Raw genomic sequence first — 9,232 nt, forward strand, 5'->3', positions numbered from 1 at the left:
CCGAGAAGTTCCCCCGATATAAACCTTGCGAAGTCACCGAGACGGTTCGGCGGAGCATGTGGCGAGGTCTTCGCAGGGTCATCCGTTCAATGCACGCCCCCTATTCTTTTCTTCATTATTATCTTAGAGATCGTTGAGGTCTGCGAGTATTTAGGGAGCCTATTGCATGTCCAGGTCGCCGGCCAGCCTTCTGTGATGGGTAGCGACATCTGCCCCGGTTGCGAGTGCGACCATAACATCTAAGTCAGCAACACTAATAGAATTAGGGGGATCAGTGCTGGAGGTGATTTGCTGAGAACGGCAAGCTATGATTTTAACTTGATCTTCCGTCTGTCGAAACCAGCAATTCGCTAACAATATGCGAAAATAATTTGCGAAATCACTTGACATTTAAATTCACTCCCGTTATATTCATGCGTTGTACTGAATGTTAGCGCTAACAATTTGCTGGCGTTTTTGGTGTTAAGTTAGTGCTGGAATCGAACAAGGGAGAGACAATACGTTAGAAATTTTAGCTACAACAATATTTACTATCCTTTTCATGTTAGCGCTAACATAATCGTGAAGTCAATAGGGAGATACGTTTTGAAAGATCGGTTACTTCATGCCTTTCTAAACGCCATCAATTTCTTTGGGATGCTCATGCGACGTCATTATGCCTCTCCAATTCTTTGGATTGTGCTGGTGTCGAAGACCCAGAGCGCAGATCGATCCTGCAAGCCTGATGCTGTTAAATATTTCCAGGACTTTGTTGCAAGCCGTTTCTGCCCTGAGAAATCTACTGGCGAATTCTGCGAGGAGTCATTTCAATGAAACTAGCTATATACGGCGAATGCAGACACGGCTGCAAATTCTCCTTCGAGCCCCGGAAGTCTGCAAAGATAAGATGAATTCTCAATCATAAAGGTGGAGGTGAGAGGTAAAATGTCAATAAGAACATATACTGGTTTTCTTGCCATCTTGGCGATCATGCTTACCGCTCAATTATCGTGGAGTGCCCCCGGCAGGATCAAAGGCAAGGTAACTGATGCTACCACCGGTGAGTCGCTTCCCGGTGTGACCGTCCAACTCGAAGGGACCTCCTTGGGTGCAGCCACGGGACTGGATGGGAGTTATGTCATTCCAAACGTTCCAGCAGGATCTTATACATTGAAGGCATCATATGTCGGTTCCAAGACGCTGGAAACCAACATACAGCTGAACGAAGACGAGCAACTCGAAGAGAACTTAAAGTTAGAATCGGTTGGCGTCACGACGAAAGAAGTTGTCGTGACCGCTCAGGCGAGCGGCCAGAATGCGGCCATCAATCAACAACTGACTTCGAACAATGTCGTGAACGTGGTTTCGGCTGCGCGCATACAGGAACTGCCCGATGCCAACGCGGCGGAATCTGTCGGAAGACTGCCGGGCATCTCATTAGTCAGGAATGGAGGTGAAGCTACACAGGTCGTTATCCGCGGACTTCAGCCGAAATACAACTCGATCACGATTGAAGGAGTACAAATACCGGCAAACGACGCGGGCAGCGTTTCTACTAATAGTACTAACACGGTCATTAGTTCCGATATCACTCCCGGTGGCCGTGCGGTTGATCTGGGTATGATTTCATCGACCAGTCTTGAAGGAATTGAGGTCTATAAAACAGTAACAGCCGATATGGATGCTTCAGCCATTGGCGGCGTCGTGAACTTCGATATCCGGCGTGCAAAATCGAATCCTAACGGCACAGCGTCATTTTCACTTCTCGCACAGGGAGCATACAACGATTTGATGACTTCCTACAGGGATTACAAATTTGTCGCAAGCATTGAAAAGAGATTCTTTAATGATAATCTTGGTGTGTTCGTGCAGGGTATTGCACAAAGGCAGAACTTAACTTCAGATCAGCTCGGAGCATACTACTACAATAATAATTTAGATGTAGCAAAGGATCCGGATACTGTCGCGATGGGGAGCACAACCCTTACCTTCATCCCTTCAATTCAGAAGCGATATGACGGAACGGTAACATTGGACTATAAAATACCCGATGGCGAACTGGCTCTTTTAAATATTGTCAGCCATGGCACGACGACTACAGAACAACATTCAGAGCAATACACGGTGCAAAATGCTCCCAGCAATAAGGACGTCATTACCTTGGGAACATCACTCCAGACGAACAATCTTAATGTCGTCACAGACATCTTAAGCTATAAGCAGACATTCGGAGCATTGGAAATTGAGGCAAAGATATCCAACGCCTATTCCGATAATGCCACGCCGAACGCATGGTATATGGACTTTCAACAACAGTCAGCGGGAACAAGCAGCATTTCAAGCAACCTCACGCCCTCGGAGGTAGCTCATCAAGCGCAGAGTTTGATCGATCCGGGTAAAATGTACTGGACGGATAATAGTGCATGGCACGATTTCAGCAAACAGGATGATAAACAAGCGGCACTGGATATTGAAAATAATTTTGGTCTTTCAGACCTCATTTCTTTAACCTTGAAAGGCGGCGTTGCGTACAAGTATACGACTCGTTATTACGACTACGATTATGCTGCCGGTCTTTTGGATATTAGAGCGGCGGCTCAGAACGGGGCCCGGCAAAATGTTATCCAGCAGCTTCCCTGGTTAGGAGATCCACCTTATAATCTTGATCCAACAGGAACTAATTTTTTTACTATCAACGGGTTTTATGATTCCGGAATGAATTTTGGGAAATTTTTCAATGGCGGATATTCTATGTACTCGGCAATCAATGCAGATATTATCGATAAAATGATGAGTATCATGGAATCCTATAGAGCCGTGCAGGGGGGATCACCGGATCAGCCCGTATTCGATTATGACTCGGTGTCGAGCAAGGCTAATGATTATTCGGGATATGAAGCCCGCAGTGCAGGTTACCTTATGGCTACTCTGGACGTAGGTCCATGGATAACTATTATTCCCGGCGTTCGATATCAAGCATTGAGAACCTCCTATACCGCCGCACATTTTCTGAATTATGATGATGGGAAAATCAATAAAGGCTATCCATACACGATGGTAACAGACAAGGAATATCATGGATATTGGCTGCCTGATATCAGTATAAAATATAGTCCATCGGACGTGATCAGTTTACGGGCATCATTTACAAATACATTATCGTATCCTGATTTCAACACCTTTGTTCCAAAAGAAGATATTGGTTTAGCAAATAAATTTGTCAACTGGAACAACACAGCAATAAAACCGGAACGAGCACATAATTACGACTTTCAGGTTTCAGTACATGATAATACATTTGGATTATTTGCTGTCAGCCCATTCCTAAAAACAATTGACGATGAGATTTATAATCCGGGAACCATCTACCTCGATACCATCAAGATAAAAGAACTTGGTTTCCCGAGTTACACCAACCTGTTTACTCTCAACACCTATATTAATAACCCATATCAGATTAAAGTATGGGGGATTGAAACAGAATGGCAAACGCATTTCTGGTATTTGCCCAGCCCATTTGACGGTTTAGTGATGAACATCAACTATACACATCTTTACTCTCAAGGACAGTTTCCATACACAATAATTACTCATCCCACTCGTTTTAGTATTGCGTATGTTGACACATCCTTTTTCGATAGACTCTACCAACAACCTAATGATGTTGTGAATCTTTCAGTCGGTTACGACTACAGGAAATTTTCAATTCTTGTTTCTCTGATTTATCAATCAAATGTATTCGACCAAAGCAACTTCTGGTGGACTCTCCGTTCCGACAAAGCAAAATATCTGCGATGGGATCTTTCTGTCAAACAAGGATTACCCTTGAATGGAGTGGACATTTATCTTGATGTCAATAACATTAATAAGGAAGCGGACACCTATCTCGTACGGAAAAATGGATTTCCCACTTCAGAATATAATTATGGGCTAAATGCAGATGCCGGAATTCGATGGGATTTCTATTAAAACTATTCAAACTGCATTAAACCAAAGAATGAGTTAATAGCAGGAAGGAGGACAAATCAAAACAGCTACTATTCAAATGGATATTCCGGTGAGGCACTATGTGTTCATTGCAAATTGACCGGATATCTATTGCAGTTGGTCAGCAATTAACAACGAATAAACCTCAAAGAAAGGATATCTACTATGAAAACGATACTCAAATTGTTCGTTCTCATTACGGTGGCGATGTTATTATTACCACGATCAACGATGTCTGCGACTGTCCCTGATACGGTCCGCGTTTGGGCGAATCCCTCCACGTGGCCTGCAGGCTCACTCAATGACGTTGTTAACAGTGATACCGTTGCCGGCGGGTACGTTAAACCGAATACCGTTTTTCTATTGCAACAAACAGGAACTCTTGATTCAGTCTATTACGTAACGGCTCCCATCTCTGCAAAAGGCAGCGTTACCATTATCGGAAAAATCAATCCAAAGAGCGGTCATCCACCAGTAATTGCCCCGTATATCAACACTGATAATTCTTCCATCGGTGATTACTTTGAACCTCAGGGAAATGATACTCTTACATTAAAGGGATTGTATTTTATAGGTACTCGTCCAGACGGCGCGTCGAATACCGGCCGCTTTGTTAATCCGACAGGGGATCATAACACATTCATTTTTGACCATTGCATTCTTGAAAATATTACCGGACCCCAACACACGCCAAACTTGTTCGATACCTGGGCGCATGCTCATTGCAGTTTCTATATAACCAACTGTGAGTTTCGGAATAATCAAGATGACGCGGTAGGAAATCCCGGATTTGCATGGATCGAAGTCAGTGATTCTGCCGGCGTTCCCTGCGACACGGCGTATTTCCATAATAACACCTTCTTTTTTAACGGTGGTTTAGTACTCGGAGGAGGCGGATTTACGTGCTACAAGCTGGATTTCCAGCATAATACAATCTTTATGTCAACTCAACAAGGTGTTTTCGAGTTGTATCAACTAACAAATGCGGTAATTACAAATAACGTTTTCTACAGTGTAGGTTCAGCAAGTCAACCGACTTCGTGGGGGTGGAATCCAGGCAGTTGGTTTACCGGTGCGATTGTTTTAGATACTCTTTCGGCAACGCTCAAAGGACCTGCATTTAACCTCACAGAGGCCGACCGGCATATTACCATCACGAATAATGCTTATTACTGGCCTACTGAGATTCAAAATGCATGGACAACTCTTAGTCTTTCTACCCAGCAATTAATCGGAGCTCGTCCTGGCATGCTTACAGATAAAACAACATGGCCCCATATCAACGTCTCAGACAACGACAGCACAGATCCGGGGTTTAATGCGACGCTCCTTTCTCAATCAATCACAAATATGCTCACCTTGGTTGATACGGCGTATGGTGGTACTGCCAGCGGGACGGCAGGTGGTTATCGTCCATACGTTTATCCGCTGGCCCTCCCCACTGATACAATCAAATGGACAAATGTTGCGCCAAACTGGGCAGCGACACAGGGTTATCCAGTCCCAGAAAATCTGCGATATTCAAATACGACTTTTCAGACTGCAGGTACTGATGGAAAAGCTTTAGGCGATTTGAATTGGTTCCCAGAACAGTTGATTGGAGTCCACCAGACTTCAAATGTGATACCCTCGGAGTTCAATTTGAGTCAGAACTATCCGAATCCGTTCAACCCCTCCACAAACATCAAAGTCAGTCTGTCGCACGCTGGCGTGATGAGCCTTACTATTTACAACGTGCTCGGACAGGTGGTGCAAGTCGTTGACCAGGGTCGCAAGGTAGCAGGAGAATATACCTACAACGTGAACCTGGATAGGTTTGCGAGCGGTGTCTATTTCTATACGCTTCGGGAAGAGACGAACTCTATTACTAAAAAGATGCTTCTCCTTAAGTAACATGGATGGATCATGCCTGCAGTTTCTCCCCAATTACTCTCGCACTGCAGGCTCCTCCATGTGTGATTAGGGATTTCTTTAAAGATCAGACATTGCACTGAGGGTACTCTCCGGAATAATGCAATATGAGTTCGAGTCGGAGAGCCCCCTCCGTGCTGGATAAGGAAACGTTAATGAAATTTCTCAGGTGTCACTGCAATGCACGGAGACTTGTGCGATCGTTACGCGCACCGTCTTTTCTGCTCTTTCCATCTCATTTCATTTCGACTGGAGCGGCAAATCTAGTGGCTCAGATCATTTTAGTTGTAAGCAAAAACTCGAATAGGGTCTAAAAGGGAGCAGAAAACGCTTCGATAGCCGTGGAGAGTTTAGAACACTGAGGATTTCGTTGAGAAGGGATAGGTTGGACAATGGAAAGTTATTCGATGAATAAGCAATCAGCCGTGAGAAGAGTGACAGCATCGATCGAGGTTTTTTACACATCGGCGAAATCATTTAGTATGCTAGCCGTCTTCTGTTTATTGACGCTTCAGCCTTTGAGGGTCATGGCACAATTTGCAAACGGGGCGGATGTCGGCTGGTTGTCGCAAATGGAAGCTGATAGGTATGTATTTAAAGATGACTCAGGAATTCAAAAGAACTGCCTGGATATTCTGAAAGAAAAAGGAATCAATGCGCTGAGGTTCAGAGTGTGGGTCAATCCGAGCGGCGCATACTGCAGCAAAAAGGACGTAGCATACATGGCGCACCGAGCGGACAGCATGGGTTTTAGTCTGCTGATAGATTTCCACTGCAGCGATACCTGGGCTGACCCGAGCCACCAGGCAAAGCCTGCGGCGTGGGCAAATGATCCTCTGCCGAAGCTGCTCACAGATCTTTATAATCATGTTTACAGCGTATTGGATACACTTAAATCGCTTGGTGTGGTTCCTAAATGGGTGCAGATAGGGAATGAAACCAACAACGGCATGTTATGGCCGACCGGGAAGGCTACAGATTCCATGGCGAATTTTGCCAAGATGATCGACACCGGCTATGCGGCAGCTAAAGCGGTTGACAGCTCGATTCAAGTAATAGTTCATTTGTCGAACGGGCATGACGATGCCATGTACAGGCGGATGTTCGATGGTTTGAAGAGCAACGGCGCCAGATGGGATATAATCGGAATGTCGGTGTATCCATATTGGGCCCAATTGCCCTGGGCTACGGATGATAGTCTGGCGCTGATAACCATGAACGATGTCATCGTAAGGTACAACACGAAAGTAATGGTGGTTGAAGCCGGCTACCTCTACAATGATCCGATCAACGCAAACCACTACTTGTTGGACCTAATAGCAAAAACAAAATCAGCAGGCGGGCTGGGCGTATTCTATTGGGAGCCTGAATGTTATAATTGGCAGGGTTATCAACTCGGGGCATGGGACCCGGCCACGGAAAAGCCCACGGTTGCAATGAATGCCTTCTTAGGCATAAATGCGACACTGGTGAATGAGACAGAGAGTATTTCCGGTTATAATCTCTATGTTTATCCTAATCCATTTAATCCGAGCACGACTATTGAATACGGACTTCCCACATCCTCAAATGTTTCAATTGTGATATACAATGTGCTTGGTGAGGAAGTGGCCCGGCTCCTCAATGCTCGCGAGAACGGCGGTCAGCATGGTGTAGTCTGGTCGACGAATAACGTTCCGAGCGGAGTGTACTTCTGCAGAATGATATCCGGGAATTTCATGGCCGTGAAGAAGATTGTTTTGATAAAATGAAATCCTTTTTCAGTTGAAAGGGAGTATTGAAATGGTTCGACAGATTTACGCGGGACTTGCCTTTCTATGCATCGGATTGCTCCCCGCGCTTGGTGGACAGGTAAGCGGATCTGGTGCAGTGAACTTGAATGCAACGACTCCGCGCGAAAAGCTGCTGCTCGATCCTGGCTGGAAATTCCATCTTGGAGATGCAGCGTCCCCTGAAAAAGATTTCGAATATGGAATCATGGAGACGTTTGCGAAGGCAGGGGTAGCAAGCGGACCCGCACGACCGGACTTCAACGACTCTACATGGCGCACCGTAGATCTTCCCCACGACTGGGCTGTTGAACTGCCTTTTGTCGACGTTGACGACAAAACTGTGAACGACCATGGTTACAAACCGCTCGGCAGAGATTTTCCCTCCACATCGGTTGGATGGTACAGGCGCACATTCACTATCCCTAAGGATGATGGTGGAAATAGGATCATCGTGAAGTTCGATGGCGTCTTCCGTGACAGCAAAGTCTGGTTCAACGGATTCTTCCTGGGGGAACATCTCAGCGGCTACACCGATTTCGATTTCGACGTGACAGACTACGCCAACTTCGGTGGCAGTAACGTGCTTGTTGTACGAGTCAACGCGACGCAGGCGGAGGGGTGGTTTTACGAGGGCGCCGGAATCTATCGGCATGTCTGGCTGCTCGAATTTGCTCCGCTCCATATACCACTCTACGGTACCTACATCACGTCAACAGTAAAAAGCGATTTCGCATCTGCCAATGTTGACATTCGGACCGAAGTCTTCAATCAGGAGTACTTGCAGACTGACTGTCGGCTTGTTTCTGTTCTGCTCGATGAAAAGGGAAAAGAGGTCGGTAGAAACACATCGCAAATCTCTCAGTTGAATCAATATGAGAAAAAGAAATTTAACCAGAAAATAGAAGTGGCCGATCCACATCTCTGGTCGCTGCAGAATCCGTATCTTTATTGCGTCGTTCAACTTGTGGAATCAAAGGGAAAGGTCGTCGATCGAATCACCAGCAAGATCGGCATTCGATCTGTACGATTCGACAGAGACAATGGATTTTTCTTGAATGGCAAGCATGTTGAGATACAGGGCGTGTGCTGTCATCAGGACCACGCAGGGGTAGGTTCGGCCCTTCCCGATGGACTTCAATATTTCAGAATCACGAAATTGAAAGAAATGGGCTGCAATGCATACAGGACCAGCCACAATCCTCCGACGCCGGAACTGCTCGATGTGTGCGATAGCGTCGGCATGCTGGTTCTTGATGAGAATCGATTGATGGGAGGTACGCCTGAGATTAGTAATGAATTTAGAAGACTCATCTTGCGTGACAGGAATCATCCATGTGTAATTGCCTGGTCTATTGGAAATGAGGAGTGGGCGATTGAGAATAGCGAAATTGGTGCAAAGATCGCTCGCACTCTTAAGGGCATCCAGCGTGAATATGACCCATCGAGGTTGTGCACCGCTGCAGCGGACAACGGCGATCAATATGAAGGCATCAATAGCGTCGTCGATATTCGGGGCGAGAATTACATAGAACGGGTGAAGGACTTTGACAAATATCATCGGGCACATCCCGAACAACCGATGT

The 9,232-nt window shown here is 45.8% G+C and carries 4 protein-coding genes; all 4 read left to right on the forward strand.

Annotated features, from left to right (window positions below; genetic code table 11):
- Positions 1-924: 924 nt before the first annotated feature.
- A complete protein-coding gene (locus VLX91_10905) occupies positions 925-3,948 on the forward strand; it encodes a TonB-dependent receptor (protein HUI30717.1) in 3,024 nt (1,007 codons plus the stop codon).
- A gap of 183 nt (positions 3,949-4,131) precedes the next feature.
- Positions 4,132-5,859 (forward strand): T9SS type A sorting domain-containing protein, encoded by a 1,728-nt coding sequence (locus VLX91_10910; protein ID HUI30718.1) that lies wholly within the window; start codon positions 4,132-4,134, stop codon positions 5,857-5,859.
- A 425-nt stretch (positions 5,860-6,284) separates the two neighbouring features.
- Positions 6,285-7,628, forward strand: coding sequence for a glycosyl hydrolase 53 family protein (locus VLX91_10915; protein ID HUI30719.1), 1,344 nt, complete (start codon positions 6,285-6,287; stop codon positions 7,626-7,628).
- A 31-nt stretch (positions 7,629-7,659) separates the two neighbouring features.
- On the forward strand, positions 7,660-9,232 hold a 1,573-nt coding region (locus VLX91_10920; protein ID HUI30720.1), incomplete at its 3' end, for a glycoside hydrolase family 2 TIM barrel-domain containing protein.

Source organism: Candidatus Acidiferrales bacterium, assembly GCA_035515795.1.
Classification (GTDB): domain Bacteria; phylum Bacteroidota; class Ignavibacteria; order Kryptoniales; family JAKASW01; genus JAKASW01.

Excerpts from the sequence above, each read along its gene's own strand:
- VLX91_10905 (HUI30717.1), top strand. The coding sequence starts at position 925 with ATGTCAATAAGAACATATACTGGTTTTCTTGCCATCTTGGCGATCATG.
- VLX91_10910 (HUI30718.1), top strand. The coding sequence starts at position 4,132 with ATGAAAACGATACTCAAATTGTTCGTTCTCATTACGGTGGCGATGTTA.
- VLX91_10915 (HUI30719.1), top strand. The coding sequence starts at position 6,285 with ATGAATAAGCAATCAGCCGTGAGAAGAGTGACAGCATCGATCGAGGTT.